Genomic DNA, 26,470 nt, shown 5'->3' on the forward strand with positions numbered 1-26,470 from the left:
CCGGCGCCCCTTCCGGATAGCAGATTTGTGATGCGGATCGATCGGAGCCGGGGGCCGCGGCGAGCCGGGCGAGTGGATCGAACACACCCCGGCCCGCCGCGCACCCCCGAACCGGTGTCAGACCTTGAGCGGCTTGATCGCGGTGGGCGCATGGCCCGGCTCGGTGGCGATGTCCTCCCACTCGTTGACGCTGGCGATGTCGCTGCCGCTCATCGAGATGTTGGTGATCCGCTCGAGGATCGCCTCCACGACGACCGGAACGCGGTACTCGGCAGCCAGCTTCTTGGCCTCCTCGAAGGCGGCGCCCAACTCGCTCGGGTCGGTGACGCGGAGGGCCTTGCAGCCCAGACCCTCGACGACCTTGACGTGGTCCACGCCGTAGACGCCCAATTCGGGGGCGTTGATGTTCTCGAATTCCAGGTTGACCTGGAAGTTGATGTCGAGGTTGCGCTGGGCCTGGCGGATCAGGCCCAGGTACGCGTTGTTCACCAGGACATGCACGTAGGGGATCTTGTGCTGGGCGCCGACGGCCAGCTCTTCGAGCATGAACTGGAAGTCGTAGTCGCCGGAGAGGGCCACGACCGGGGTCTCCGGGTCGGCGGTGGCCACCCCCAGCGCGGCCGGGATGGTCCAGCCGAGCGGGCCGGCCTGGCCGCAGTTGATCCAGTGGCGCGGCTTGTAGACGTGCAGCATCTGCGCGCCGGCGATCTGGGAGAGACCGATGGTGGTCACATAGCGGGTCTCCGGACCGAAGGCCTTGTTCATCTCCTCGTAGACGCGCTGCGGCTTCATCGGGATGTCGTCGAAGTGCGTACGGCGCTGGAGCTGGGCCTTGCGCACCTGGGTCGTGGCGGCCCAGTCGCCGCGGTCGGGGAGCCGGCCCGCGGCCTTGAGCTCCTTGGCCACCTCGACGAACAGCTCCAGCGCGGCCTTGGCGTCCGAGGCGATGCCGTAGTCCGGGGCGAAGATCTTGCCGATCTGGGTCGGCTCGATGTCGACGTGGACGAACTTCCGGCCCTCGGTGTAGACGTCGAGCTTGCCGGTGTGACGGTTGGCCCAGCGGTTGCCGATGCCCAGGACGAAGTCGGACTCCAGGAAGTTCGCGTTGCCGTAGCGGTGCGAGGTCTGCAGACCGACCATGCCGGCGTTGAGCTCATGGTCGTCGGCCAGGATGCCCCAGCCCATCAGGGTGGGGACGACCGGGATGCCGGTCAGCTCGGCGAACTCGACCAGCAGCTCGGAGGCATCGGCGTTGATGATGCCGCCCCCGGCGACGATCAGCGGGCGCTGCGATTCGTTGAGGAGGGCGAGGGCCTTCTCGACCTGGGCGCGGGTCGCGGCCGGCTTGAAGGCCGGCAGCGGCTCGTACGTCTCGGGGTCGAAGTCGATCTCCGTCAGCTGGACGTCGATCGGCAGGTCGATCAGGACCGGGCCGGGCCGTCCGGAGCGCATCAGGTGGAAGGCCTGCTGGAAGACGCCGGGGACCTGCGCGGCCTCCATGACCGTCGTGGCGGCCTTGGCGACCGGCTTGGCGATCGCGGCGATGTCGACGGCCTGGAAGTCCTCCTTCTGGATCACCGCGGTCGGGGCCTGACCGGTGATGCAGAGGATCGGGATCGAGTCACCGATCGCGGAGTAGAGGCCGGTGATCATGTCCGTGCCGGCCGGGCCGGAGGTCCCGATGCAGACGCCGATGTTGCCCGGGCGGGTCCGGGTGTACCCCTCGGCCATGTGCGAAGCGCCCTCGACATGGCGGGCCAGTGTGTGGTCGATCCCGCCCGCGCCCTTGAGCGCTGCGTAGAAGGGGTTGATCGCGGCACCCGGCACTCCGAAGGCGTTGGTCACGCCCTCCCGCTTGAGGATCTCCACCGCGGCGCGAGCGGCTGTCATTCGAGGCATCGAGTACTCCTGCGTCGACCTGTCACGGGCAAGCTCCGACGGAGGGCCGGAGGGGCTTAATTCCGCATCATGGAATTAATGTTTTGCTTTATGGAAGGAACGTAGAACGCGCCGGTCCACCCGTCAAGGGGAGGCCGGGCGTCCGGCGCCGGGAGATCCAGAACGAGGAGCGGGCGAGGGTGAGCGACGCACGGGGGTGAGGGCGGACCGGCGCGCGCGGGGCGCGTGGGCTCGACGTACGGGCGCGGCGACCATGGGCGCGACCCCCGAAACCCGCCCCCACCCCGAGCCCCCGTGCAGCGGCAGGGGCGCCACCCAAGGCACAAGTCAGCAGCCACCGACAGGGGTTGACCGGACGGCACTACGAGGGCAGGGCGAATCCGCCCCGACGCTTACGACGAGACCCGGCCGTCGAAGAACAGGCGTTACCGATCCACCTACTGCATCAACCCGGGAAGCCCACCGGCGCAACCAAGGGGAATCACCGGAGAACCCAAGCCCCACTCCCCCTCGCCGCGCCATCCGCACCGGCGACGCCCTCGCCACCCCGCCGGACCGGATAGGACCGAGGCGCCGGGCGGAACACTCTCCGGATTGCGGCGAGAGTTAGCCACTATCCACTGGTTGAACATTGAATGGGTGTTTTTCGATAACCCGTGACGCCACTATTGATGGGCCCTGACCTGCGGCGCACGGATTCCGCGCCGACCGGAACGCGCACCCCCGAGATCTACATCCAGGGCGCGGGACCGGTGCGCGAGGCCCACGCGGCCAGCGCGTTCTGGTCATAGCAGCGAATGCCGTGCTGGGTGGCGTAGTTGGCGGCCGGCTTGGTGAACACGGACGTGGTGACGACGACCGCGACCTGGGCGCCGTGCACGCTGTAGCACGTTCCGCCGAATCGCTGCAGGTCCGGCGAACCGACCTTCGTCGTCGGACCGTAGCGCTTGCACTGGATGACGATGCGGCGCCCGTCGGGCGCAAGGGCGGTCACATCGGCGCCGAGGTCGCCCGCCCCGCCGACACGCCGGGCGTCACGGCATCCGTCCCGCCGGCAGAGATAGGCGATCGCGTCCTCGAACTCCCGCGGATTCATGGCGTGATAGCGGCCGATTTCCATGGACTGAGCGGCCCGGATCTCGCCGAGCCGGGCACGGTCGGCCGCCCGGACGCACTGGACGGCGACGAGGCCGCCCACGATCGCCACGAGAACGACCGCGGCGCCCACAGCCAGCCCGTCATGAATCATCAGGACGAGCATGGCGATTCCCACGAGGACGCCGCAGCCCTTGCCGTAGAACACGAGGGCCTGGCGAGCGGTGGCACGCTGCGGACGCCGGGTGGGTGTGGCCATGTTCGTCCCCCTGTGTCGGTATGCGGGGAGATTATCGGCAAAACCCCCACGGCGAGGGGCGTTTGCCCGCTTCGTCGAGGACGTCGTTCCGGTCGCCCGCATGGCCCGGGCGACCGCTCTCGACCACACGCCTCCGACGCCGTACCGCTACGCCGTCCACCCGGCTCCACAATCCATAAACAGCCAGATTCCGGAGAGGAAACGGCGCCGCCGGACATTCGCCGAGTCACCGACCCGCGAACTCACCGGCTCACGAACTCACTGACGCGCCGACTCACTGACTCCCTTTTCGGCCATCGCATTCCACGCCCGACTGTCACCCCACACGAAAAGCCCCGCCCGGCGACCGGGCGGGGCTTACGCAAAAGACCACTCCACACGCTTTACCGCACGTGCACTTCAGCGGATCGGCATGCCCGAAATCGTCCGGGCGATCACCAGTCGCTGGATTTCGCTGGTGCCTTCGAAAATCGTGTAGATGGCAGCGTCGCGGTGCATCCGCTCGACCGGGTATTCGCGGGTGAAACCATTGCCACCGAGGATCTGCACGGCCTGGGCGGTGACCTTCTTGGCGACCTCGCTGGCGAAGAGCTTGGACATGGAGCCCTCGGCGGAAGTGAACGGCTTGCCGGCCACCGCCATCCAGGAGGCGCGCCAGACCAGCAGGCGGGCGGCGTCGATCTGGGTGCGCATATCGGCGAGCTGGAAGGCCACGCCCTGGTTGTCGATGATCGGGCGGCCGAACTGGGAGCGGGTCTTGGCGTACTCCAGGGCCTCTTCGTAGGCCGCACGCGCGGTGCCGACCGCCATCGCGCCGACGGCCGGGCGGGAGGCCTCGAAGGTGGCCATGGCGGCGTTCTTCACGCGCTCGCCACCATTGTTGGCCTTCTCGCGGGCGCGGGCGAGGCGCTCGTCGAGCTTCTCCTTGCCGCCGAGCAGGCAGTGGCCGGGGACCCGGACGCTGTCCAGGACGACCTCGGCGGTGTGCGAGGCGCGGATGCCGTGCTTCTTGAACTTCTGCCCCTGGGAGAGGCCGGGGGTGTTCGGGGGAATGATGAAGGACGCATGGCCCTTGGAGCCGAGGTCGGGGTCGACGGCCGCGACGACGACATGGACGTTGGCGATCCCGCCGTTGGTGGCCCAGGTCTTGGTGCCGTTGAGCACCCACTCGTCCTTGGCCTCGTCGTAGACCGCACGGGTGCGCATCGCGGCGACGTCCGAGCCGGCGTCCGGCTCCGACGAGCAGAAGGCGGCGACCTTGACGTCGGCGGGGTCGCCGTACATCTGCGGGACCCAGGTGCCGATCTGCTCCTCGGTGCCGTTCGCGAGCACACCGACGGCAGCGAGTCCGGTGCCCACGATCGAGAGGCCGATGCCCGCGTCGCCCCAGAAGAGCTCCTCCATGGACATGGGGAGGCCGAGACCGGTGGGGTCGAAGAATTGCTGGGCGTAGAAGTCCAGCGAGTACAGACCGATCTTGGCGGCCTCCTGGATGACCGGCCAGGGGGTCTCCTCGCGCTCGTCCCATTCGGCGGCGGCGGGGCGCATGACGTCGGCCGCGAAGCCGTGAACCCAGTCACGGACTTCCTTCTGCTCGTCGTTGAGCTCCATGGTGAACTCGGCCATGTCCCCTCCACTGCTGCCAGGCATTACTGTTGTTACTAGCGGTAACCCGCAGTGTGTTACTGGTCAGTAGAAGATGTCAACTCCCCTGAGGACGAATTCACCGTGGAGATCGGGTGTTACGTTGCGCGAGCGCCACGGATTCACAAGGGTGGGGAGCACGACCATGAAAAGCACAGAGCACAGCGGCCGCCAGCAGACGGCGACCGAGCGCAGACGGCGGGAGCTGTTGGAGGCCGCCGAGCGCATTGTGCTGCGCGACGGCCCGGACGCCTCGATGAACGCCATCGCCGCCGAGGCCGGCATCACCAAGCCGATCCTGTACCGGCACTTCGGCGACAAGGGCGGGCTGTACCGCGCACTCGCCGTACGGCACACCGACGCCCTGCTGGCCAATCTGGCCACCGCGCTGGACGCGCCCGTCCTGCGCCGGGACCGGGTCGAGGCCACCCTCGACGCCTACCTGCTCGCGATCGAGGCCCGGCCGCAGGTGTACCGCTTCCTGATGCACCCCTCCGACGAGGACACCGCATCGGAGTCCGGCTTCGACGTCGGGCGGCACTCCGCACCGCTGCTGCGCCGGCTCGGCGAGGAGCTGGCCAAGGTGATCACCGACCGGCTCGACCTGGGGCCCGGCGGCGAGCTGACCGCACGCGTATGGGGCCACGGCATCGTCGGGATGATGCACGGCGCCGGCGACTGGTGGCTGCGGGAACGCCCTTGTTCACGCGAGCAGTTGGTCACCCAGCTGGCCGATCTGCTCTGGGGTCAGCTGGCCGCGGTCGAGGACCGCGCGGGCGGCCCCGGCTTCTGAGCAAGGGACCGTAAAACGGCGGGCGGCGCCGGCCGGTCAGCGGCCGGACGCCGCCGTCGCCGCCCACGGGGCCCTGGCCGCCGCGCGCAGCGCCCGGCGGCGGCGCAGCCCGGTGAGGTGGTCGACGTACAGCCCGCCGTCGAGGTGGTCGCACTCGTGCTGGAGGCAGCGGGCGAAGAATCCGGTGCCGGTCACGGTCCGGGGCTCGCCGGTGACGCTGAACCCGGTCACGACGGTGTGGTCGTGGCGCGGAGTGCCGGCCTCGATGCCGGGGAGCGAGAGACAGCCCTCGGGCCCGCGGATCACCGGGCCGTCGGTCTCGACCAGCCGGGGGTTGACGAGATGCCCGAGATGGCGGCGGTCCTCGTCGTCGGGGCAGTCGTAGACGAAGACCCGCAGCGGGACGCCGACCTGATTGGCGGCAAGACCCACACCGTGCGCCGCGTACATTGTCGCGTACATGTCTTCGACCAGCCGGGCCAGCTCGCCGTCGAAGGCGGTGACCTCCCGGCAGGGCGCGGTCAGGGCCGGATCGCCGAGCAGGCGCAGCGGGCGGACCCGGCCGGAACTGCCGGGGATGGTGCGGGGAGGCATGGGGGTAAGCGTACGGTCCGGCGCGCCCGGGATGTCGCCGGACGGGTGGCGGGGTTCGGGCCCGGGCCCGGATCTCGATAGGCTGATCCCCGACCGAAGCCTCGGCCGGTCATCGGCTGCGGAGGAAGCGTTCCACCGGCAGCCTCAGGGCAGGCGGGCGCCGGATGCAAGGAGGATCAAGGACGATGGCAGGCAACACGGAGCCGCTGTCGCCGCGGGCCAAGCTGGCCGTGACGGCGGGCAAGGCCGCGGCGGCGGTATCGCGCGCGGCGGGCCGCGGCAGCGGATCGGTGATCGGTGGCCGGGTGGCGCTCAAGCTCGACCCCGACCTGCTGGCGCGGCTGGCCCGGCACTTGGACGTCATCCTGGTGTCGGCGACCAACGGCAAGACGACCACGACGCGGCTGATCGCAGAGGCTCTGCGGGCCAGCGGTCCGGTGGTCTCCAACGCGCTGGGCGCCAACATGCCGGCGGGGATCACCTCCGCGCTGGCCGGTGGATCGGACGCCCGCTACGGCGTCATCGAGGTCGACGAGAAGTACCTCGCCGGTGTGGCACGCGATGTGACACCGAAGGCCATAGCGCTGCTGAACCTCTCGCGCGACCAGCTCGACCGCGCCGCGGAGACCCGGATGCTGGCCGAGCACTGGCGCGAGGGCCTGGCCGGTTCCAAGGCCCTGATCATCGCCAACGCGGACGACCCGCTGATCGTGTGGGCGGCCTCGTCGTCCGCGAACGTGGTCTGGGTCGCGGCCGGGCAGGAGTGGAAGGACGACGCCTGGTCCTGCCCGTCCTGCGGTGGTGTGATGCAGCGGCCCAGCGACGACTGGTTCTGCGCGGAGTGCGGCTTCCGCCGTCCCACGCCCAGCTGGGCGCTGTCCGGCGATCATGTGCTGGACCCGCACGGCAGCGCGTGGCCGATCAAGCTGCAGCTGCCGGGGCGCGCCAACAAGGCGAACGCCACCACGTCCGCCGCGGTCGCCGCCGCCTTCGGGGTGCCGCCGCAGGTGGCCCTGGAGCGGATGTTCTCGGTGCAGGCGGTGGCCGGGCGCTATGACGTGGTCACGTTCATGGAGCGGGAGCTGCGGCTGCTGCTGGCGAAGAACCCGGCCGGCTGGCTGGAGACGTTCTCGCTGATCGACCCGCCGCCGACCCCGGTGATCATGTCGGTGAACGCCCGCGGCGCGGACGGCACGGACACCTCCTGGCTGTGGGACGTCGACTACACCCGGCTCGCCGGGCACCCGATCTTCGTGCTCGGTGACCGCAAGCTGGACCTGGCGGTGCGCCTGGAGGTCGCGGGGCTGGACTTCCACGTGTGCGAGAACCTCGACGAGGCGGTGGGCATGGCGCCGCCCGGACGGATCGAGGTCATCGCCAACTACACGGCCTTCCAGGACCTGCGCCGGCGCGTGGGCAACTGATGGTGGTCCACCGACGTTACGGACAAGGACGAGCGAGCATGAGTGACAACAGCCTGCGCCTGGTGTGGATCTACCCGGACCTGCTGAGCACGTACGGCGACCAGGGCAACGCCCTGGTGGTGGAGCGGCGGGCGCGCCAGCGCGGTCTGGACGTCCAGCGCCTGGACGTACGGTCCGACCAGCAGATTCCCACCTCCGGCGACATCTACCTGATCGGCGGCGGCGAGGACCGGCCCCAGCGGCTGGCGTCCGAGCGGCTGATCCGCGACGGCGGACTGAGCCGTGCGGTCTCCAACGGGGCGATCGTCTTCTCGGTGTGCGCCGGGTACCAGATCCTGGGTCATGAGTTCATCAACGACCTCGGGGAGCGGCAGGAGGGCCTGGGGCTGCTCGATGTGGTCAGCACCCGCGGCGAGGCCGAGCGCTGCGTCGGCGACGTACTCGCCGACATCGACCCGCAGTTGGGGCTGCCGCCGCTGACCGGCTTCGAGAACCACCAGGGCGTGACGCATCTGGGCAAGACCGCCCGGCCGTTCGCCAAGGTGCGGTTCGGCAAGGGCAACGGCGTCGGCGACGGCTACGAGGGCGCGTGGAACGACACCGTCTTCGGTACGTACATGCACGGCCCGGTGATGGCACGCAATCCGCATATCGCCGATCTGCTGATCAAGCTGGCGCTGGACGTCAATGCGCTGCCGCCGGTCGAGGACCGCTGGTACGAGGCGCTGCGCCAGGAGCGGATCGCCGCGGCGACCCAGCCTGCTTGATACCGCTACCTCCCGGTTCGGGCGGTTCGCCGATATGTGACGTCCACCGGAGTTCAACCCCTTTCGTACGCCCGCAGTCCGCACTGCGGGCGTACGTGTGCCCAGCGGCCCCGCGCTTGTAGGGTGAGCGGAATCCAACCGGACGACGGGGTCCGGGCCCCCGGTTGAGCTGCAGAGGGTTTTTCGAGCAATGCGTATTGGTGTACTCACCTCCGGCGGCGACTGCCCCGGTCTGAACGCCGTCATCCGCTCCGTCGTCCACCGTGCCACCGCCGACCACGGCGATGAGGTGATCGGCTTCCGCGATGGCTGGAAGGGCCTGCTGGAGTGCGATTACCGCAAACTCGACCTCGACGCCGTCGGCGGCATCCTGGCGCGCGGCGGCACCATCCTCGGGTCCTCGCGGGTGCAGCCCGCCCACCTGCGCGACAGTGTGGAGCGGGCCCGCGGCCACGTCGCCGAGCTGGGCCTGGACGCGATCATCCCGATCGGCGGCGAGGGCACGCTGAAGGCGGCGCGGCTGCTGTCGGACGCCGGGCTGCCGATCGTCGGCGTACCGAAGACCATCGACAACGACATCGCCGTCACGGACGTCACGTTCGGCTTCGACACCGCGGTGGGTGTGGCCACCGAGGCGCTGGACCGGCTCAAGACCACCGCCGAGTCCCACCAGCGCGTGATGATCGTCGAGGTGATGGGGCGGCACACCGGCTGGATCGCGCTGCACTCGGGCATGGCGGCCGGTGCGCACGCGATCGTGGTGCCGGAGCGGCCCTTCGACATCGAGGAACTCACCGCGCGGGTCTCCGCGCGCTTCGAGGCCGGCAAGAAGTTCGCGATCGTGGTCGTCGCCGAGGGCGCCAAGCCGCGCGAGGGCTCCATGTCCTTCGACATCGGCGGCAAGGACATGTACGGCCACGAGCGGTTCGCCGGTGTCGCCCGGCAGCTCTCCGTGGAGCTGGAGGACCGCCTCGGCAAGGAGGCCCGCCCGGTGATCCTCGGGCATGTCCAGCGCGGCGGCACCCCGACCGCGTACGACCGGGTGCTCGCCACCCGCTTCGGCTGGCACGCCGTCGAGGCCGCGCACCGCGGCGACTTCGGGATGATGACGGCCCTGCGCGGCACCGACATCACGCTGGTGTCGCTGGCCGAGGCCGTGGAGACGCTCAAGACGGTGCCCGCGGAGCGCTACGACGAGGCCGAGTGCGTGCTGTGACCGAGGCTCTCTCCGCGCGATAGTTCCGCGCCGCACGAACCGCCCCCGGCCACTGCACCGCTATGCGGCCCTGCCGCATGGTCCGGCCGGGGGCGGTTCTAGTCTTGTCGGCGGAGTATCGGTACGAATCAGGAGCGAGCGGATGGATCACAGCGGGCACGGCATGGACGGCATGAACATGGATCTGCCGCCGTTCACGCTGGCGCGGGGCCTGGAGTTCGGTGGTGATCCGTTCTTTCTCGTCGGCTGCCTGCTGGGACTCGGGCTGTACGGCTGGGCGGTGATCCGGCTGCGGCGGCGGGGCGATGCCTGGCCGGTGGGCCGGACCGTCGCCTGGGCCGTGGGCCTCGTGACGGTGGCACTGGTGATGTGCACCAGGCTCAACGACTACGGCATGGCGATGTTCAGCGTGCACATGGTCCAGCACATGGTCATCAGCATGCTCTCGCCGATCCTGCTGCTGCTCGGGGCCCCGATGACCCTCGCGCTGCGCGCGCTGCCGGCCGCCGGGCGCGGCCGCAAAGGGCCGCGCGAACTGCTGGTGGCGCTGCTGCACAGCCGCTACATGCGGATCATCACGCATCCGGCGTTCACCATCCCGCTGTTCATCGCGAGTCTCTACGCGCTCTACTTCTCGCCGCTGTTCGACTTCCTGATGGAGTCCCGGGCCGGGCACATCGGGATGATGGTGCACTTCCTCGCGGTCGGTCTGGTGTTCTTCTGGCCGATCATGGGCGTCGACCCGGGCCCGCACCGGCCCGGCTATGTGATGCGGATGCTGGAGCTGTTCGCGGGCATGCCGTTCCACGCCTTCTTCGGAATCGCCCTGATGATGGCCACCGAACCGATGGTCGACACCTTCCTGCACCCGCCGTCCTCGCTCGGCATCGAGGCGCTGGCCGACCAGTCGGCGGCCGGCGGCATCGCCTGGGCCTTCAGCGAGATCCCGTCCGTGGTGGTGCTGATCGCCCTGGTCTTCCAGTGGTACAAGTCCGAGGAGCGTCAGTCGCAGCGCGCGGACCGGGCCGCCGACCGCAACGGCGACAAGGATCTGGCCGACTACAACGCCTACCTCGCCTCGCTCAACGCACGGAGCCGGTAACGACGGGTCGCCACTCTGGCGGTACGGGCCGCGGCCGGGGACGATGGTCCCATGGCCGCGGCCCGTGGCAGGAGTGCCCCCGGCCGCCGTGAGGAGGTTGCGGGTATGCCCGGATCTGCTAGGACGATGGCCGTGTGCACGGTGAGCGGGCTGGTGGTGGCGACCGCCTACACCGTGGCGATGGGGGCCAATGGCTGGCTCTGGTTCGCCTGGGTGGTGCTGGCGTTGGTGACGATCGGAGTGGTGGCGGCCCGGCCGGTCTGAGGCCGCCGGTCCGGCGGGCGGCGCGGGCCCGCCGCCGCCGAGGCGTCAGAAGCGGAACAGGGGCCCGGTCGCGGAGTCCATCGTGCAGCCGTTGGGGAACTCCTTGTGCCAGTTCACGACGATGCCGTGCCAGGTGCCGGTCGCGGTGGCCGTGATCGGGTCGTACTCCCGGGTGCAGGACTGCGGGTGGCCGGGCAGGGCGTCCAGGTTCCCGCGGGCCCAGGCCAGCGCGTCGCAGGCGGCGGCCGCGTGCGGATGTCTGCGGTGGACGTCCGGGCAGGTGAGGCGCACGCCCCGGCTCCAGGTGTTGCCGGCTCCGGACACCGTCAGCAGCAGGCCCTGATCGGCGGCCGGCGGCTCGTCGGCCTGCGCCGGGCCCGCGGAGAGCGTGCTGAGCAGGGCCGCGGAGAGGGCGGCGAGCGCGGACACGGACACGGTCAGGGTGGCACGGATGGATCGGCGTCGACGGCTCACGGGCATCGGTGTCTCCTGGGAAGCTCGGTGGGATCGCCTGCCGGAGCCTGACAGCGACGCGTGGCGCCCGGCGGCCCCAGGCCACCGCGCCGGGCCGCGGCGGGCAAGCGGGCACGCCGTCAGGTCGCCCGTACGGACCGTCGATCGCCCCTCGGAGACAGGGGTGGCCGGCAGCGGAGGAGGCGTCTCCGCTGCCGGCCACCGGACCGGGACTACCCGACGCGCTCGATCCGGGCGCGGCGGATCAGGAACTTGCCCTCCTCACGCACCTGCTCGAAGGCCGCGTTGTTGAGCAGGGCACAGCTGCCCGACGTCGACGTCACGGAGACCGTCGTCGACTTGTTGTTGTCCAGGTTGGTCACCTTCAGTTTGGTGCCGGTGGGGAACTGGTTGCTGGACGCCGCCGGAGCGCCGCCCTCGCCGGAGAGGGTCACCGTCGAGCCCGCGCAGACCACGTCGCCGCCGGCGGCCGGCGGGTTGTCCGCCGCGGGCGGGTCGGCGGAGGCGGAGGGGGCGCCGGAGGCCGACTGGTCCGCCGACCCGGGCGGGGCACTGGACGCGGGCGGCTCGTTGCCCGTCGGCGGGGCGCCCGCCGCGTCGCCCCCGCCCTGTCCCTCGGAGCAGCCCGCGGCTTTCTGCTTGACCTGGATCTCCTTGATCACGGCCTGGCGGTTGGCGATCCGGGCCGCCGACTGGGCGTCCGGATTCGCCTGCTGATCGGCGATGAACTTCTCGTTGTTGCTCAGGGCGGTGGCCAGTCCGTCGCACGCCACCGATGCCTGGCTGGTGCCCGCGGTGGCGATGGCGATGCCACCGACGAGCGCGGCGGCGCTGACGCAGATGACGATCTTCTGACGCTTGCCGACTCTCTTCTTCCGGGACATCTCTGACTCCTGTCCTCGGCCTGGACCCTGGGTGCAGGCTCGGTCACCGTGCAGTACGGCGAGTCAACCCGCCCTCGTTCATGGCGAGTTGAAAGTTGTCCGGGGATGCCAAAGCGGATACCGAAAGGTAACAAGGGCCTGCGATGATGCCCGGATGCGCGTGCTGATGCCGGTCCCGGACCGCGATTTCGATGTCACCGAAGTGGCGGTGCCCTGGCGGCTGCTCACCGACGCCGGCCACCACGTCGTCTTCGCCACCGAACGGGCCGGCACCCGGCCCGCCTGCGACCCGCGGCTGCTGACCGGTGTCCTCTTCGGACAGCTCGGCGCCGCGGAGGAGCCCCGGCACTTCTACGAAGAGCTCACCCGGAGCGAGGAGTTCGCCGCGACCGTCGGCTGGGCGGAGCTGGTCCCGGAGGAGTACGACGGGCTGATCCTGCCGGGCGGGCACGCACCGGGGATGCGGCAGTACCTGGGTTCGGAGGTACTGCGGCAGCAGGTCGGCAGGTTCTGGGCGCTGGACCGGCCGGTCGGGGCGATCTGCCACGGTGTGCTGGTGGCGGCGCGGGCACGGGACGCGTCCACCGGCCGCAGCCTGCTCGCGGACCGGCGGACGACCTGCCTGCCGAAGTACATGGAGCGGTCGGCGTATCTGGCCACCGCATGGCGGCTCGGCCGCTACTACCGTACGTATCCGGCGTATGTGGAGGACGAGGTCAGGGCCGCGCTGGCCGGCCCGGACGCCCGCTTCGAGCGGGGGCCCAGGGTCCTGGCCGCGCGGGGCACCGCGACCGACGACTCGGCCGCGTTCGTCGTGCAGGACGGCCGTTACCTCTCCGCGCGCTGGCCGGGCGATGCCTATCTCTTCGGACGCCGGTTCGGCGCGCTCCTGGAGGCCCGCGAGCGCTGAGGTGACGGCAGCGCTCCGGCGGCCCTCCGGGGCAGCGGGCCGGCGGCTCAGCCGCGCGCCCGCCGTCAGCACCTGCCCGGCCTGCCCGGGCAGCTTTCCGCCGGGCCCTTGGCGTGTCCACCGGGGCCGACGGAGCGGTGGCTGCGATGCGTCCGAGCCCCGTCGTGGGGGTAGCCGTCAGGCATCGGAAAGAGTCCGCATCGATCCGGCCGAAGGTGCTCACCCGCGACGACAGGTGCCCATAGACTCACTGACCGTCCCCGGGCACCCCTTGTGACCTGGCACGACGCAGCCGCCCGGGCGAGCCGACGGAATGGGGTTGCCCTGTGTTCTATCAGGTGCTGAAGTACCTGCTTCTCGGGCCGTTGCTGCGGCTGGTGTTCCGGCCGCGGATCGAGGGGCTCGATCATGTGCCGGAAGAGGGCGCGGCGATCATCGCGGGCAATCATCTGTCGTTCGCCGACCACTTCGTGATGCCGGCGATCGTGCCGCGCCGGGTGACGTTTCTGGCCAAGGCCGAGTACTTCACCGGGCCCGGCCTGAAGGGGCGGCTGACCGCGGCGTTCTTCCGGGGCGTCGGGCAGATTCCGGTGGACCGGTCCGGGGGCCGTGCCTCGCAGGCGGCGATCTCCTCGGGGCTCTCCGTCCTGCGCAAGGGCCGGCTGCTGGGCATCTATCCGGAGGGCACCCGCTCGCACGACGGCCGGCTCTACAAGGGGCGTACGGGCGTCGCCTCGATGGCCATCAAGGCCGGGGTTCCGGTGGTGCCGTGCGCGATGATCGGCACGTTCGAGGCACAGCCGACGGGCCGGCGGCTGCCGCGCATCATGCGCATCACCATCCGCTTCGGCGCCCCGCTGGACTTCTCGCGCTATGCGGGGCTGGAGGACGAACGCATCGCACTGCGCGCCGTCACCGACGAGATCATGTACGCGATCCTCACCCTGTCGGGACAGGAGTACGTCGACACCTACGCGGGCGAGGCCAAGGCCGCGGCACAGGCACAGGCGCGCGCCCACGGACGGCGCGGGCACGGGAGGGAGACCGCGGACTGAACGGCCGGCCCGGGTCGGCCGACGGCGGTCTCCTTGCGCCGTCGGCGAACCCCTCCGACGCCCACTGCGCTCCTTCCTAGGGTTCCTGTCATGACATCAGGCAGCGCAGTGGTGATCGGGGCGAGCGGGCAGATCGGGCGGGCGGCGGTGCGGGCCCTGGCGCGGGACGGCTGGGAGGTACGGGCGGCGTCCCGGCGCGGCGGGCGCGACGACTCCTGGCCCGCGGGGGTCCGCCCGGTGACGGCGGACCGGGAGGACGACGCGGCGCTGGCCGGACTGGTCGGCGAGGGCTGTGATGTGCTGCTGGACTGTGTGGCGTACGGGGCCGCGCACGCGGAGCAGCTGACGGCGCTGGCGGACCGGATCGGTTCGGCCGTGGTGGTCTCCAGTTGCGCGGTGTACGAGGACGACCGCGGGCGCAGCTTCGCGACGATGGGCGAACCGGACGGCTCCCCCGTCTATCCGCTGCCCGTCCCGGAGTCCCAGCCGACCGTGCGGCCCGGCGACGACAACTACGTCAGCCGCAAGGCCGCCCTGGAACGGACGCTGCTGGCGCAGGGCGACCGGCTGCCGGTGACGCTGCTGCGGGCCTGCGCCGTGCACGGCCCGTACAGTCCGCTGCCCCGTGAGCTGCACTTCGTCAAGCGGGTGCTGGACGGGCGCCGGGTGCGGGTGCTCGCCTACGGCGGCAGCAGCCGTTTCCATCCGGTGCATGTGGACAACCTCGCGGAGCTGGTCCGGCTGGCGGCCCGCCGGCCGGGCTCGCGGGTGCTCAACGCGGCCGATCCGCAGGCGCCGACGGTGGCCGAGATCTCGGCGGCGGTGGATGCGGCGATGGGCGCGCCGGAGAGCGAGATCGTACGGCTGGACGGCGCCCCGCCGTCGTCCGACGTCGGCGACACCCCCTGGTCGGTCCCGCATCCCCTCGTCTACGACATGACCGCGGCGGAGCGCGAGTTGGGCTACCGCCCCGTGACGACCTACGAGGAGTCGCTGCCGGCGACGGTGGAATGGCTGACCGGCCGGGTCGAGGGGCGGGACTGGCGGGAGGTGTTCCCGATGATGGCCGGCGTCTACTCGGACGAGAAGCTGTTCGGGTACGCGGCCGAGGACCGCTGGCTGGCGGGGCGGGGCGGCGAGCAGGGCTGATGACCGCGGCGGGCGGCGGGCGGCGAAATCCGATCGCAGGGCGCACCGCCTGCCCGTACCTTGATCGTTATGAACGACCGGATACGGGGGTGCCGACGATGAGCGCCCGACTGCGTGGCATGGCACAGGAAACGGAACGGATCGTCGCGGCGGGCGCGTACCGCGCGCCGGGCGGACGGCTGGTGGAGATCGGCGCTGCGGTCCGCCGGGCCCGGGCCGGGACCCGGCTGTACGGGCCGGACCCGGTGGCGGTCGAGGCGCCGTCGTCGAAGGTGCGCACGGTGTTCGAGGTGACGGGAGAGGGCAGCCTCACGGCGGGGCAGCGGCTGGCACAGACGGGCGAAGGGCCGACGGCCGTGCTGAACTTCGCCTCCGCACGCAATCCCGGCGGCGGCTACCTCAACGGTGCGCAGGCCCAGGAGGAAGCGCTGTGCCGGGGGTCGGCGCTCTACACCTGTGTGCGTGAGGCCCCGGACTTCTATGCCGCGCACCGGGCCGAGCCAAGCCCGTTCTACAGCGACCGGGTGGTCCTCTCCCCCGGCGTGCCGGTGTTCCGCGACGACCGCGGCACCCTGCTCGACGTGCCGTACGAGGCGGGCTTTCTGACGGCCGCCGCGCCGAACGCGGGAGTGATCGCGCGGCAGCGGCCGGCCGAGACGGGCCGCGTCGCGGCGGCCCTGGCGACGCGTGCGGAGCGGGTGCTGGAGGTGGCGGCGGCCGGCGGGCACCGCCGGCTGGTGCTCGGCGCCTGGGGCTGCGGGGTCTTCCGCAACGAACCGGCCGAGGTGGCAGGGGCGTTCGCGGCCGCGCTGCTGGACGGCGGCCGGTTCAGCGGCTGGTTCGACCATATTGTGTTCGCCGTGCTGGACCGTCGGGCGGACTCCCCCACCAGGGCCGCCTTCTCCGCGATTTTTCCGGCATGAGCAACGAGAGCAGGAGTGCGTACCACGATGACCGAACACGAGACCTACACCAAGCTGATCGGGCTGCTGGACGAGCGCGGGGCGCGCTACCGGATCTACCAGCATGCCGAGGAGGGCGCGACGGAGGCGGTCAGCGCGCTGCGCGGGAACGCCGTCGAGCAGGCCGCCAAATGCATCGTGGTGATGGTCAAGCTGGGCAAGAAGACCAAGCGCCATGTGCTGGCGGTCGTGCCGGGTGACCGGCGGGTGGATCTGGGGGCGGTGAAGGCCCTGCTGGGCGGCTCGTACGCCGGGTTCGCCACGCCCGAGGTCGCGGAGCGGCTGGCGCGCAGTGTCAGCGGGACCATCCTGCCGTTCTCCTTCGACGAGGAGCTGGCACTGATCGTCGATCCGACGCTGCTGGAACAGCCGGAGATCTTCTTCAACGCGGCCCGGCTGGACCGCTCGCTGGCGCTGGTCACGGCGGACTATGTGGCGATCGCGGAGCCGCGGGTCGAACCGATCGCGGGCTGACGACGACAGGGGCGGCCGGGAGGAATCCCGGCCGCCCCTGCGTGCCGTCATGCGGTGCCGGCACCTTTCATGCCGTCATCAGCCCACAGCAGGAAGGTCCAAGGACCCCAGGAGGGACTTCGCCGCCGACAGCTTGTTGGGCTGGGGCGTGGCGTGCGGGGCGCAGGTCACGTCCTTGGCGTCGGTCTTCCCTTCCAGGAAGTACGCGTCGACCCGGTCGTTGATGCAGGGGTTGACCTGACCGGTGACACCGTGCGATCCGGCGTCCCGCTCGGTGATCAGGCGCGAGCCCTTGAACCGCTTGTGCAGCTCGACCGCACCGCCGTACGGCGTGGCCGCGTCGCGGGTGCTCTGCACGATCAGCACGCTCGGCAGGCCCTTGCCGGTCTTGACGTCGACCGGTCGCTGCTGCTTGACCGGCCACGTGGCGCAGGGCAGGTTCATCCAGGCGTTGGACCAGGTCATGAACGGTGCCTGCTGGTGGATGCGGGTGTTGTCGCGGTCCCACTTCTTCCAGCTGGTGGGCCACTTGGCGTCGGTGCACTCGACGGCCGTGTAGACCGCGTTGCCGTTCTCCGCGGAGATGTTGCCCGCGGTGTCCTCGAGGTTCGGACCGGCGTTCTCCACCAGCGGCTTGCTGTCGCCGGAGAGGTACGCGCTCCAGACCTCGGCGACCGAGGCCCACATCGAGTCGTAGTACGGCGCGTTCTGGAAGAAGCCGGTCAGCTCGGCGGGGCCGACGACGCCGCCGATGGGGTTCTTCTTGGCGGTCGCGCGCAGCTTCTCCCACGCCGCCTGGACCTTCTGGGGAGTGGCGCCGATGTGGTAGGTGGCGTCGTTCTTGGCCACCCACTTCTTCCAGTCGCCCCAGCGGGTCTCGAAGGCGATGTCCTGGTCCAGGTTGGCCTGGTACCAGATGTTCTCGCGGGCCGGGTTGACGACGCTGTCGACGAGCATCCGGCGGACGTGGTTCGGGAAGAGCGTGCCGTAGACGGCGCCCAGGTAGGTGCCGTAGGACACGCCCAGGTAGTTGAGCTTCTTCTCACCGAGCGCGGCGCGGATCACATCCAGGTCGCGGACGGTGTTCTTGGTCGTCATGTACGGCAGGAGGCCGCCGCTGCGCTCGGCACAGCCGTCGGCGTACTCCTTGGCCAGCTTGCGCTGGGCGCGCTTGTCGGCCTCGCTGTCCGGCACCGGATCGGCCTTGGGCGCCTTGACGAACTCCTGCGGGTTCATGCAGGAGATCGGCGCGGAGTGGCCCACGCCCCGCGGGTCGAAGCCCACGAAGTCGTACGCCTTGGCGGTCTTGGCCCACAGGGGGCTCTTGGTGGTGATGCGGGCCGGGAACCTCATGCCCGAGCCGCCGGGGCCGCCGGGGTTGTAGACGAGGGCGCCCTGACGCTCCTTCTTGGTGCCGGTGCTGACGGCACGGTCCACGGCGATCTTGATGGTGCGGCCGTTGGGCCGGGCGTAGTCGACCGGGACGCTGACATAGCCGCACTGGATGGGCGGCTTGAAGCCCCAGTCGGCAGGACAGTCCTGCCAGTCGATGCCCTTCTTGGCCGCGCGCGCGGCGGCGATCGCCACACCGCGTGCTTCGGCCGAACCGCGCTGGTGCTTGTCGCCCGCGCTGGCGGGCGTGGCGGATATCGCTCCGGCGAGGAGCGCACCGGTCACCAGGGTGCCGGCGGCGCCGAGCGCTGCTGTTTTTCTCACGTGGTTGATTCCCCCTGCATGGTGTGCCACTTGTGGCGGCGTCGATCACAGGCTTACGGGGGGATCCTGTCGTGCGGCATCTGCTCTTGAACAGGTTTGACCCACACTTCTTTACCAAGCTGTAGGTTTCCGGCGGCGGCGGATCCGGCCCCGTCGACGTGCGGAGGTACGCCCGGCAGCGGAGCCCGACCGGTTGCCGCACGGGCGCACCGGCGGTGCGGAGGCCGGCCCTCCGTACGGTCGGCGAACGGCCGGAGATCGCAGCGGAACCTCACCTTTCCGGCCAACACCGCCCGTCGACTGTGCCCGATCCCGCGTCACCCCCCTCACACCCGTGCGACCCTCAACTCGGGCCCTCTGGGGTGTGGATGACGGGGCAACACCAGAGTTCGTCGCCAGGTCAGGCCGCTCGGCGGGGAGTTCACGGCCAGGTGCAACCTGATGGAGTGCGGTACGGCGCAATGGCTCCCGGAGGGGCGCGCAGGGGCGAGAATACGTCAATTGCCGTAGACCTGCCCATCGGGCATGTGCCAGCCGCACACCTTCAGTAACCTTCCGTGAAGGCTCTCCCACTCACCGCCACAAGGGAGGGCTTCGGCGTTTTCACGCCGCGTCCGGGCCGTCGCGAAGGAGATCCGAAGTGCCGGGTATCGATCAGGTGTTGTCCCAAGCGATGGGGATCCCCGGCGTTCAGGGCGCCGGACTGATCGACTGGACCAGCGGTCTGACCCTCGGCACGGCGGGCCGGGCGCCGCACGACGATCACGACGCGGCCGCGGCGGACACCGCGGAGGTGGTGCAGGCCGTGACGCGCAACGCCACCTTCGACACCACCGGCGCCGTGGGCCCGGACCTCGAAGACCTCATCATCACGGCTGCGGGCAGCTACCACCTCATCCGTTTTGTGCACACGGCCTTCGACAGTCAGACCTATCTCTACCTCTGGCTGGACCGCACGCAGGCCAATCTCGCCGTCGCCCGGCTCCGGCTGCGCGATCTGGCGGCGGAGCTGGTCGCGTCCTGAACGGCGCGCTCCGCCACACCGCACGAACGCTAAGGGAACCAGCCATGGGCCTGCCCATATCTCCTCACCCGCCCGCCCCGGCCGGGCTGCTCGACCGGTTCGCCGCCGAACGCGTCACCGGCGCCCTCAACGGCCCGCACGGCTGCCTCTACCTCCTCGACGGCGAGGTCTACTGCATCGAGGGCACCGCCGCCCCCGGCCTCGACCTCCGGCTCTCCGCGTCCGGGAAGCTGCCGCCGCAGGGCTGGCAGTACGCCGCGGAATCGGCCGGACCGGAGCAGAGCGGGGGCCAATTACTGGTCGGCAAGGGGTGGTTGACCCAGGCCGAACTGGAGATATGCCATCTCGCCGCGCTGCTCGACGCCGCGTTCTTCGCCCTTCCGCTGACGCCCGAGACCACGACCTTCACGCCCGGGGCCGGGCACTGGCTGGGGGTCATACGCCCGGTCAGCGCCACCGCGCTGCAGCAGGCGACGGCCCACCGCCGGCTGCTGCTCGACCGGCTACGCCCCTGGGCGGCGGTCGACTCCTCCCCCGTCGTTCCCGTCCACCCGCGCACCCCGGCCCCCACCACGAGCCGCCAACGGCGGCTGCTCGCCCTCGCCGACGGCCGGCACACGCCGTACGACCTGGCCCGGGCGCTGGGACAGTCCGCGTTCGGAACGCTGCTCGACATCCGCCGCCTCGCCGCCGCCGGCCTCGTCCGCATCCCCCGGGCGCCGTCCCCGCTCCCCCGGCGTCGGCCCGGCGCCTGCCTGACCGGTCCCGCCCCCGCCCCCGTCACCGAAGGAGGCCCCGCCGCGACCTGGCAACTACCGGTACCGGACGCGCTCGCCACCGCCGATCCGGATATTGCCCTCCTTGTCCGACTGCGTACGGCGCTGGAGGAGAACCTGTGAGTCCTCGCGCACGAAGACAGTGCACCCCATGAGGCGCGTCCTCAGAAAGCACGCCGTGAAAAGGAGACTGATGACGATCGAACCCCGGATACGGGAGGAACTGCATACGCTGCGCGATCAAGTGCGCCACTTCCAGGGCGGGATGGTGGCGAGCGTGGACGGCATGGTGATCGCCCATGATCTGCCGGATATCGAGCCGGACGGCCTGGCCGCCCTCACCGCGGCCGCGATCGGCGTCGCCAAACGGCTCACCGACGCGACCGGGCAGGGCGCCTTCGAGGAATCCCTGACCCGCGGCACGGACGGCTATATCGCGGCCTACTCGGCCGGGCGGCGGGCGGTCCTGACCGCCGTGGCGAGCCCGGACACCAACGTGGGGCGGCTCCATCTGCAGGCCCGAAGGGCAGCGGAGCGGATCGGCGCCCTCGTGGACGCACCGCCCCACCGGTAGCGGAACGTCCGCCCCGCACCCGGAGGAACGCAGCACCCGGAACCCGAAAGCCGGACCCGGAACCCCGGAAACACCCCTGAAAAGCGAAAGGTCTGAACCCCTCATGGCTCAACTGGAATCCGCTCTCGCCGACGCGATGTCGACCATCGAGGGCGCGGTCGGCGTCGCCCTGGTCGACTACACCAGCGGTATGGCCCTGGCCACCCTGGGCGACAAGCAGGCCCTGGACCTCAATGTCGCGGCGGCCGGGAACACCGATGTCGTACGGGCCAAGATGCGCACCATGGAGATGCTGGAACTCCAGGGCGCCATCGAGGACATGCTCATCACGCTGACCGCGCAGTACCACATCATCCGCCCGGTGACGGGCAAGAACGGCAGCGGTCTCTTCCTCTATCTGGTGCTGGACCGCAAGCGCGCCAACCTCGCGCTGGCGCGGCTGCGCCTGGCGCGGCTGGAAGGCGACCTGGAGATCTGAGGCGGCGCGGCCGCCGTCACCCGGCGGCCGCACTCAGCGCGGCCTCGTCCAGGAGGCGCCGCAGCCGGAGCGCGTCCGGGGCCACGGCCGTGGCCAGGGCCCCGGGACCCGCCAGCGGTGCGAGGACGCCCTGTCCCGCACCGTCGCCGGCTCCCTCTCCCGCCGCGCCGCCGAGCAGCCGCACCTCGGCCGAGTGCTCCTCGAACTCCGGCCCGACGACCAGGAGTTGGCCGACGGCGCGATGCCCGCCCAGGACGGCCGAGGTGTCCCAGCCGGGGACGCCGGGCCCGTACGCCGTCTCCTGGTCGAGCAGCGTCCGGCCGCCCCGTCGGACGGTGAGCCGGCTGCGCAGGGTGCCGGTCTCCTCACCGCTGCGTCCCAGAACCTGTTCCTCACGGAGTACCAGGCGTGCGGTGGGGGCCAGTTCGACGGTGGTGGTCATCCGCAGGTCGCTGCCCGCCGCGGAGATCAGCGGTTCGGGCAGCCAGTCGAGCCGTGCGCCGTCGCCCACCGTCAACCACACGTCGTAGCGGGCGTGTTCGCCGGTACGGCCGGGCAGCGCGACGGTCGCGGCGGCGGCCGTGAGGTGCAGCGCGCTGCCGGCCTCGGCGGTGGCTTCGATGCCCAGCCGGTCGCCGCCGAGCGGGGCGCTCATGGCGCCCACGACACAGACCCGGGCCTGGCTTCCCTGCCCGCGGATGCGGCGCAACGCGAACGGGCCGTCGCCGTCGAGGACGGGCAGCCGGGTGGGGCCACCCTTGTCGGCCCGCGCGACGATGCGGGCGGTGGCGCACAGCCCGGTGGCGGCGCGGGCCGTCTTTGGTGGGGAAGGTGCGAGGGTCATGCCCGGCCCGCGGTCCACTCCGCCAGCCGGCCACGGACCCAGTCCGTCACCGGCCGTACGCCGTTCTCCGACTTCAGGGCGGTGAAGGCGACCGGCAGCTCGCCGCGCTGCGCCTTGGCGTCGCGGGCCATGCCCTCCAGGTCGACGCCGACGTAGGGGGCGAGGTCGGTCTTGTTGATGACGAGCAGGTCGGAGGTGGTGACGCCGGGGCCGCCCTTGCGCGGGATGTCATCGCCGCCGGCCACGTCGATCACGAAGATCTGGGCGTCGACCAGCCCCTTGGAGAAGGTCGCGGTGAGGTTGTCACCGCCGGATTCGACCAGGACGAGATCGAGCGGGCCGACCGCCTCCTCCAGGTCCTCGACGGCTTCGAGGTTGGCGGAGATGTCGTCGCGGATGGCGGTGTGCGGGCAGGCGCCGGTCTCGACGGCGGCAATCCGCTCGGCGGGCAGGACGGCCTCGCGGAGCAGGAATTCGGCGTCCTCGCGGGTGTAGATGTCGTTGGTGACGACGGCGATGGACAGCTCGTCGCGCAGCGCGCGGCACAGTGCGGCGACGGTGGCGGTCTTGCCGGTGCCGACCGGGCCGCCGAGCCCGATGCGCAGGGCACGGCGAGCGCCGTCGGGGCGTACCGGGTCGGCGGCGCTGTAGGTGTGGCGCTCGGGGAAGGTGTCCTTGTGGTCGAGGTGCATGGTCACTCCGGTGGTGGGGTGCGGCGGCGCGGGGTCCGCCGGCCGGCCGGGTCAGGACGCGAAGAGGCGTACCGGCCAGGCGGCGTGCTGTTGGGCGGTGATGTCGAGCAGCGGCGCGGAGGCCGCGGGCAGTGCGCCGGTCCCTTCTTCGCCGATCCGCAGCGCGGCTTCGGTGGCCCGGTGCACGACCTGGTCGAGCTCGGCGGTGAGACGGGCGAGTACGGCGGTGGCGTCGAAGGGGTCCAGGCTCAGCAGGCGGACGGCCGCGGTGGCCGGGCCGCTGATGTTCTCGTAGGCCACGGCGTAGGCGGCATCGAGCGGTGGCAGGCCCGCCGACCGGGCGGCCAGGCCCAGGACGACGGGCTGGTGGGCGCCGCGGGGACGGGCCGCGGCGAGCGCGTCGAGTGCCTCGCTCGGCCAGGTCGCCCGGGCGGCCCGCATCATCTGCCGGCCGAGGCGCCGCGCGATCTGCCGTAGCGCGGGTACCGGCGTTCGGGCATCGGCCGCGTCGTCCAGGAGGAGCGGGTCGTGGCCGGCCGCGGCCGCGGCGGCGAGCGCCGCGGCGACCAGGCCCACGGTGTGCAGCCGGCCCCGGCAGAAGGTCTCCAGGGTGGCGGCGTCCTTGATCCGTCCCGCGGCGACGGCCGGTTCGGCGCCGCCCGAGTGGGCGTGCCCTCCGGCGGGGAACCGGCCGTCGGCGAGGACGAGCAGCGCTGCGCGGCTCATCGGTGGTCCGGGGTGTGTGTCGGGATGGTCATCGGCGGGTGCTCAGAAGAGGAAGTACCGCTGGGCCATGGGCAGCTCGGCGGCGGGCTGCGGCTCGACCACCTCGCCGTCGATGGTCACGGTGAAGGTGTCGGGGTCGACATGGACGCGGGGCAGGGCATCGTTGTTGCGCATATCGGCCTTGGCGCGGCCGCGGGTGCTGTGGATGGCCTCGAAGGGCTTGGCCAGCGCGAGGCGCTCGGGCAACGCGTCGTCCAGGGCCTGTCGGGAGACGAAGTTGACCGAGTTGCTGCCGGGGGCGCGGCCGGTGGCACCGAACATCGGACGGGGCAGCACCGGCTGCGGCGTGGGGATCGAGGCGTTGGCGTCGCCCATCTGCGCATAGGCGATCTGGCCGCCCTTGATGACCAGCTGCGGTTTGACGCCGAAGAACGCCGGGTCCCACAGCACGAGGTCGGCGAGCTTGCCGTCCTCGACGGAGCCGACGACATGGTCGATGCCCTGGGCGATGGCCGCGTTGATGGTGTACTTGGCGACATAGCGGCGGGCCCGGTGGTTGTCCGCACCGCCATCGCCCGGGAGGGCGCCGCGGCGGCGCTTCATGACATGGGCGGTCTGCCACGTCCGCAGCACGACCTCGCCGATCCGCCCCATGGCCTGGGCGTCGGAGGCCATGATCGAGATGGCGCCGAGGTCGTGCAGGATGTCCTCGGCCGCGATGGTGGAGGGCCGGATCCGGGACTCGGCGAAGGCCAGGTCCTCGGGGACGGCCGGGTTGAGGTGATGACAGACCATCAGCATGTCGAGGTGCTCCTCGACGGTGTTGACGGTGTGCGGCCGGGTGGGGTTGGTGGAGGCCGGGAGCACGTTCGGCTCGGAGACCATCGCGATCATGTCGGGGGCATGACCGCCGCCGGCGCCCTCGACGTGGAAGGCGTGGATGGAGCGGCCGGCGATGGCGGCGAGGGTGTCGCCGAGGAATCCGGCTTCGTTGAGGGTGTCGGTGTGGATCGCGAGCTGGGCGCCGCTCTCGTCGCAGATCCGCAGGCAGGCGTCGATGACGGCGGGGGTCGCGCCCCAGTCCTCGTGGATCTTGAAGCCGAGGACGCCGGCCCGCAGCTGGTCGCGCATCGACGCGAGGGAGGTGGTGTTGCCCTTGCCGAGCAGACCGACGTTGACCGGCAGCGAGTCCATCGACTCGAACATCCGGGCAAGGTGCCAGGCGCCGGGGGTGATGGTGGTGGCCTTGCTGCCCTCGGCCGGGCCGGTGCCGCCGCCGACGAGCGTGGTGACACCGGAGGCCAGCGCCTCGTCCGCCTGCTGGGGACAGATGAAGTGGACGTGGGTGTCGATGCCGCCGGCCGTGAGGATCTTGCCGTTGCCGGCGATGACCTCGGTCTCGGGGCCGATGACCAGATCGGGGTGGACGCCGTCCATGGTGTCGGGGTTGCCGGCCTTGCCCAGGGCGGTGATCCGCCCGTCGCGGATGCCGACATCGGCCTTGACGATGCCCCAGTGGTCCAGCACGACCGCGCCGGTGATCACGGTGTCGGGGGTGCCCTCGGCGCGGGTGGCGCGGGACTGGCCCATCGACTCGCGGATCACCTTGCCGCCGCCGAAGACGGCCTCGTCACCGGCCCGGCCGGGCCCGCCCGACCGGTCTTCGGTGATCTCGATGACCAGGTCGGTGTCGGCGAGCCGGATCCGGTCGCCGGCGGTCGGGCCGAAGAGATCGGCGTACGCCTGGCGCGTCAGCTCAGCCATCGAGGGTGCCTCCGGTCTCGCCCCGCAGGCCCACGACGATGCGCTTGCCCCCGAGGGGGACGAGTTCGACCTCGGTGGGGATGCCGGGCTCGAAGCGCACGGCGGAGCCGGCCGGGACGTTCAGCCGCTTGCCGTGCGCGGCCGCGCGGTCGAAGTCGAGGCCGGGATTGGCCTCGGCGAAGTGGTAGTGGGAACCGACCTGGACGGGGCGGTCGGCGGCGTTGAGGACGGTCATGCGCGTGAGGGGAAGGCCTTCGTTGAGGCGCACCGGCTCGTCGGCGTAGAGGATCTGTCCCGGGATCATCGTCTGCTCTCCCGTGGTCAGTTGATGGGTTCGTGAACGGTGACGAGCTTGGTGCCGTCGGGGAAGGTGGCCTCGACCTGCACGTCGTGGATCATCTCGGGGACGCCGTCCATGACCTCGTCGCGGGTGAGCACCTTGCGACCGGAGGACATGAGCTCGGCGACGGTGCGGCCGTCCCGTGCGCCTTCGAGGATGTGCACGGTCAGCAGTGCAATCGATTCCGGATGGTTCAGCTTCACCCCCCGGGAACGGCGTTTTTCGGCCACGTCTGCCGCCACATGAATCATCAAGCGTTCTTGTTCATGCGGGGTCAGTTGCATACGTTCCACCTCACTGTCTTCCCGCCCGGACGCATCAGCCCAGGTCACAGGCGTGGACACACCCGTGTCGATAGATGTACCACGCAGTAATTAAAGGACGAGCAAACCGACTTCCAGCACTTGGCCATCAACAGCCCCGGACCCGGAGACTAGTTCGGCGGGATTTCGTCGGCGTTACAGCCAGGGACACATTGATGTCCCCTCTTACGCCTGATGTAACGCGGTGTCATCACCGTCCGTTACGGCGCGGCAACCGATTCCCGAGGCGTTGCCGGCGCCCCCGTTCC

At 70.9% G+C, this 26,470-nt stretch carries 28 protein-coding genes; 15 read left to right on the top strand and 13 right to left on the bottom strand.

The window, feature by feature from the left end:
• Nucleotides 1-117: 117 nt before the first annotated feature.
• The 3 genes from gcl to Scani_RS10835 form a co-directional block, all read right to left on the bottom strand.
• The gene (gene gcl, locus Scani_RS10825; RefSeq protein ID WP_159472928.1) at nt 118-1,899 is read right to left on the bottom strand and encodes a glyoxylate carboligase; all 1,782 of its coding nucleotides are present in this window, start codon (nt 1,897-1,899) and stop codon (nt 118-120) included.
• Nucleotides 1,900-2,629: 730 nt separating this feature from the next.
• Nucleotides 2,630-3,253 (bottom strand): restriction endonuclease, encoded by a 624-nt coding sequence (locus Scani_RS10830; protein WP_159472931.1) that lies wholly within the window; start codon nt 3,251-3,253, stop codon nt 2,630-2,632.
• Nucleotides 3,254-3,652: 399 nt separating this feature from the next.
• Nucleotides 3,653-4,879 (bottom strand): acyl-CoA dehydrogenase family protein, encoded by a 1,227-nt coding sequence (locus Scani_RS10835; RefSeq protein ID WP_159472934.1) that lies wholly within the window; start codon nt 4,877-4,879, stop codon nt 3,653-3,655.
• A gap of 163 nt (nt 4,880-5,042) precedes the next feature.
• Here Scani_RS10835 and Scani_RS10840 point away from each other — a divergent pair, with 163 nt between their 5' ends.
• Entirely contained in the window at nt 5,043-5,690 is a 648-nt protein-coding gene (locus Scani_RS10840; protein WP_159472937.1) for a TetR/AcrR family transcriptional regulator, read from the top strand.
• 36 nt (nt 5,691-5,726) lie between these two features.
• Here Scani_RS10840 and def read toward each other — a convergent pair whose 3' ends face one another.
• The gene (gene def, locus Scani_RS10845; protein ID WP_159472940.1) at nt 5,727-6,284 is read right to left on the bottom strand and encodes a peptide deformylase; all 558 of its coding nucleotides are present in this window, start codon (nt 6,282-6,284) and stop codon (nt 5,727-5,729) included.
• 185 nt (nt 6,285-6,469) lie between these two features.
• On the opposite strand from def, the gene Scani_RS10850 reads away from it, so the two are divergent.
• The 5 genes from Scani_RS10850 (at nt 6,470) to Scani_RS39900 (ending at nt 11,057) form a co-directional block, all read left to right on the top strand.
• Complete coding sequence (locus Scani_RS10850; protein WP_159472943.1) at nt 6,470-7,708, top strand: MurT ligase domain-containing protein; 1,239 nt, start codon at nt 6,470-6,472, stop codon at nt 7,706-7,708.
• Between the two features lie 38 nt (nt 7,709-7,746).
• Nucleotides 7,747-8,475 carry a type 1 glutamine amidotransferase gene (locus Scani_RS10855; protein WP_086716724.1) on the top strand — a complete coding sequence of 243 codons (729 nt, stop codon included), beginning with the start codon at nt 7,747-7,749 and terminating at the stop codon, nt 8,473-8,475.
• Between the two features lie 190 nt (nt 8,476-8,665).
• Nucleotides 8,666-9,691 (top strand): 6-phosphofructokinase, encoded by a 1,026-nt coding sequence (locus Scani_RS10860; protein WP_159472946.1) that lies wholly within the window; start codon nt 8,666-8,668, stop codon nt 9,689-9,691.
• A gap of 142 nt (nt 9,692-9,833) precedes the next feature.
• Entirely contained in the window at nt 9,834-10,793 is a 960-nt protein-coding gene (locus Scani_RS10865) for a cytochrome c oxidase assembly protein (RefSeq protein WP_159472949.1), read from the top strand.
• 105 nt (nt 10,794-10,898) lie between these two features.
• The gene (locus Scani_RS39900; protein WP_167538067.1) at nt 10,899-11,057 is read left to right on the top strand and encodes a hypothetical protein; all 159 of its coding nucleotides are present in this window, start codon (nt 10,899-10,901) and stop codon (nt 11,055-11,057) included.
• Nucleotides 11,058-11,102: 45 nt separating this feature from the next.
• On the opposite strand, the gene Scani_RS10870 is transcribed toward Scani_RS39900, so the two are convergent.
• Nucleotides 11,103-11,537, bottom strand: a complete 435-nt coding sequence (locus tag Scani_RS10870) for an SSI family serine proteinase inhibitor (protein ID WP_159472952.1) — start codon at nt 11,535-11,537, stop codon at nt 11,103-11,105.
• A 206-nt stretch (nt 11,538-11,743) separates the two neighbouring features.
• Entirely contained in the window at nt 11,744-12,415 is a 672-nt protein-coding gene (locus tag Scani_RS10875; protein ID WP_159472954.1) for an SCO2207 family protein, read from the bottom strand.
• A gap of 154 nt (nt 12,416-12,569) precedes the next feature.
• Between Scani_RS10875 and Scani_RS10880 the strand changes: the two genes are divergently transcribed.
• The 5 genes from Scani_RS10880 to Scani_RS10900 all read left to right on the top strand — a co-directional run bounded on the left by Scani_RS10880 (nt 12,570) and on the right by Scani_RS10900 (nt 16,965).
• Entirely contained in the window at nt 12,570-13,325 is a 756-nt protein-coding gene (locus Scani_RS10880; RefSeq protein WP_159472957.1) for a type 1 glutamine amidotransferase domain-containing protein, read from the top strand.
• 326 nt (nt 13,326-13,651) lie between these two features.
• Entirely contained in the window at nt 13,652-14,380 is a 729-nt protein-coding gene (locus Scani_RS10885) for a lysophospholipid acyltransferase family protein (RefSeq protein ID WP_159472960.1), read from the top strand.
• Between the two features lie 90 nt (nt 14,381-14,470).
• Complete coding sequence (locus Scani_RS10890) at nt 14,471-15,529, top strand: NAD-dependent epimerase/dehydratase family protein (RefSeq protein WP_167538068.1); 1,059 nt, start codon at nt 14,471-14,473, stop codon at nt 15,527-15,529.
• 98 nt (nt 15,530-15,627) lie between these two features.
• Entirely contained in the window at nt 15,628-16,452 is an 825-nt protein-coding gene (locus Scani_RS10895) for a TIGR02452 family protein (protein WP_159472963.1), read from the top strand.
• A gap of 27 nt (nt 16,453-16,479) precedes the next feature.
• Complete coding sequence (locus Scani_RS10900; protein ID WP_159472966.1) at nt 16,480-16,965, top strand: YbaK/EbsC family protein; 486 nt, start codon at nt 16,480-16,482, stop codon at nt 16,963-16,965.
• Between the two features lie 78 nt (nt 16,966-17,043).
• Here Scani_RS10900 and Scani_RS10905 read toward each other — a convergent pair whose 3' ends face one another.
• Nucleotides 17,044-18,681 carry an alpha/beta hydrolase gene (locus Scani_RS10905; protein WP_159472969.1) on the bottom strand — a complete coding sequence of 546 codons (1,638 nt, stop codon included), beginning with the start codon at nt 18,679-18,681 and terminating at the stop codon, nt 17,044-17,046.
• Between the two features lie 640 nt (nt 18,682-19,321).
• Here Scani_RS10905 and Scani_RS10910 point away from each other — a divergent pair.
• From Scani_RS10910 to Scani_RS10925, 4 genes are all read left to right on the top strand, one after another.
• The gene (locus Scani_RS10910; RefSeq protein WP_159472972.1) at nt 19,322-19,705 is read left to right on the top strand and encodes a hypothetical protein; all 384 of its coding nucleotides are present in this window, start codon (nt 19,322-19,324) and stop codon (nt 19,703-19,705) included.
• Between the two features lie 44 nt (nt 19,706-19,749).
• Entirely contained in the window at nt 19,750-20,604 is an 855-nt protein-coding gene (locus Scani_RS10915) for a hypothetical protein (protein ID WP_159472975.1), read from the top strand.
• Between the two features lie 70 nt (nt 20,605-20,674).
• Complete coding sequence (locus Scani_RS10920) at nt 20,675-21,055, top strand: roadblock/LC7 domain-containing protein (protein WP_159472978.1); 381 nt, start codon at nt 20,675-20,677, stop codon at nt 21,053-21,055.
• 103 nt (nt 21,056-21,158) lie between these two features.
• Nucleotides 21,159-21,533, top strand: coding sequence for a hypothetical protein (locus tag Scani_RS10925; RefSeq protein ID WP_159472981.1), 375 nt, complete (start codon nt 21,159-21,161; stop codon nt 21,531-21,533).
• Nucleotides 21,534-21,549: 16 nt separating this feature from the next.
• On the opposite strand, the gene Scani_RS10930 is transcribed toward Scani_RS10925, so the two are convergent.
• Genes Scani_RS10930 through Scani_RS10955 form a run of 6 tightly spaced genes read right to left on the bottom strand, consistent with a single transcriptional unit; the run spans nt 21,550 to nt 26,183 of the window.
• Nucleotides 21,550-22,377: an urease accessory protein UreD gene (locus Scani_RS10930; RefSeq protein ID WP_159472984.1), complete on the bottom strand. Its 828-nt coding sequence runs from the start codon at nt 22,375-22,377 to the stop codon at nt 21,550-21,552.
• Nucleotides 22,374-23,069, bottom strand: coding sequence for an urease accessory protein UreG (gene ureG / locus Scani_RS10935; RefSeq protein WP_159472987.1), 696 nt, complete (start codon nt 23,067-23,069; stop codon nt 22,374-22,376). The genes Scani_RS10930 and ureG overlap by 4 nt, the downstream gene beginning before the upstream one ends.
• Before the next feature lie 51 nt (nt 23,070-23,120).
• The gene (locus Scani_RS10940) at nt 23,121-23,795 is read right to left on the bottom strand and encodes an urease accessory protein UreF (RefSeq protein WP_159472989.1); all 675 of its coding nucleotides are present in this window, start codon (nt 23,793-23,795) and stop codon (nt 23,121-23,123) included.
• Nucleotides 23,796-23,837: 42 nt separating this feature from the next.
• A complete protein-coding gene (locus Scani_RS10945) occupies nt 23,838-25,559 on the bottom strand; it encodes an urease subunit alpha (RefSeq protein ID WP_159472992.1) in 1,722 nt (573 codons plus the stop codon).
• Nucleotides 25,552-25,863 (bottom strand): urease subunit beta, encoded by a 312-nt coding sequence (locus Scani_RS10950; protein WP_159473013.1) that lies wholly within the window; start codon nt 25,861-25,863, stop codon nt 25,552-25,554. The genes Scani_RS10945 and Scani_RS10950 overlap by 8 nt, the downstream gene beginning before the upstream one ends.
• Before the next feature lie 17 nt (nt 25,864-25,880).
• Nucleotides 25,881-26,183 carry an urease subunit gamma gene (locus Scani_RS10955; RefSeq protein ID WP_026170153.1) on the bottom strand — a complete coding sequence of 101 codons (303 nt, stop codon included), beginning with the start codon at nt 26,181-26,183 and terminating at the stop codon, nt 25,881-25,883.
• Nucleotides 26,184-26,470: the final 287 nt, after the last annotated feature.

Origin of the sequence: Streptomyces caniferus, assembly GCF_009811555.1 — a bacterium.
In the GTDB taxonomy this organism is placed as follows: Bacteria; Actinomycetota; Actinomycetes; order Streptomycetales; family Streptomycetaceae; genus Streptomyces; species Streptomyces caniferus.